This window comes from Microcystis sp. M53598_WE2 (assembly GCF_030067735.1).
GTDB classification, from domain to species: domain Bacteria; phylum Cyanobacteriota; class Cyanobacteriia; order Cyanobacteriales; family Microcystaceae; genus Microcystis; species Microcystis aeruginosa.
Window position 1 is genome coordinate 1 of record NZ_JASJFE010000893.1, and the last position, 1483, is coordinate 1483.

General features: G+C 50.5%; 1 protein-coding gene. It reads left to right on the forward strand.

Annotation, left to right across the window (positions count from 1 at the left end):
* Nucleotides 1-197: 197 nt before the first annotated feature.
* The gene (gene dnaJ / locus PX636_RS18215; RefSeq protein ID WP_002795599.1) at nucleotides 198-1322 is read left to right on the forward strand and encodes a molecular chaperone DnaJ; all 1125 of its coding nucleotides are present in this window, start codon (nucleotides 198-200) and stop codon (nucleotides 1320-1322) included.
* Nucleotides 1323-1483: the final 161 nt, after the last annotated feature.

A 1483-nucleotide genomic window follows, 5' to 3' on the forward strand; every position in this document is an offset into this window, starting at 1 on the left:
CCCCACACCCCACACCCCACACCCCACTTCCCCACTTCCCACTCCCCCACTTCCCTATCACCCCACTTCCCTATCACCCCACTTCCTTACCAAAAAAATAGTAGGGATAACCCAACTAAACTATTATGTATAGTTTGTTAAAGTAACAACTAGACTTAAACTTTATTTATAAATTGCCAGCAGAACCATAGCCCCCTATGCCCACTGATTACTACGAAATTCTAGGTGTCTCGCGAGATGCCGGTAAAGAAGACATCAAACGCGCCTATCGTCGTCTCGCCCGAAAATACCATCCCGATGTTAACAAAGAACCAGGAGCCGAGGAACACTTCAAAGAAATTAACCGCGCCTACGAAATTCTCTCGGAACCAGAAACCCGCAATCGTTATGACCGCTTTGGTGAAGCTGGGGTTTCTGGGGGCGCTGCCGGTTTTGATCCCGACAATATGGGCGGTTTCGCCGATATCTTTGAGACAATCTTTAGTGGTTTCGGGGGCATGGGCGGCCAAGCAACCGCCCGCCGACGCACAGGCCCTACCCGGGGCGAGGATTTACGTCTCGATTTTAGACTAAAATTCCGCGAGGCTGTCTTTGGCGGCGAAAAGGAAATCCGTATCCGTCATCTGGAAACCTGTCAAACCTGTAAAGGCAGTGGGGCCAGACCAGGAACCAGTTCCCGCACTTGTACTACTTGCAGTGGTACTGGTCAGGTGCGTCGCGCCACCCGTACTCCCTTCGGTACTTTTGCTCAAGTTTCGGTCTGTCCCACCTGTGACGGTGCTGGAGAGGTGATCGAGGAAAAATGCGATGTTTGCGGCGGTTCCGGACGCAGACAGGAAACCAAAAAACTGAAAATTACCATCCCCGCGGGGGTTGACAACGGCATGAAATTGCGCGTTGCCCGGGAAGGAGACGCCGGACTTAAAGGCGGGCCGCCGGGGGATTTATTCGTTTATCTAACCGTGGAAACAGATGCAGAATTTCAACGGGAAGGTAATGATATTAAATCGGATATCACCATTAGCTATATCCAAGCGATTTTAGGATGTACCATCAAAGTTAATACGGTAGATGGCCAAGAAGACCTGACTATCCCTGCCGGTACTCAACCGAACACCGTACTGATTTTAGAAAATAAAGGGGTTCCCAAATTAGGCAATCCCGTCAGCCGCGGTGATCATCGCATTACCGTTAAAATCTCGATTCCTACCCGTGTCACGGGAGAAGAACGGGAATTGCTGGAAAAATTAGCAAAAGTTCGCGGGGAAACCGTGGGGAAAGGCGGCATCGAGGGATTTTTAGGTAATATCTTCCATAAATAGGGCAGGCTGAATAAATCTAAAAATCTTGTCGGATAACGGAGGCAGGGGGCGGTCGGCGGTCGGCAGTATTCAGGAGTCAGGAGTCAGGAGATAGGAGATTATTTTATTTATTCTCCCCACACCCCACACCCCACACCCCACACCCTACACCCCACTTCCCC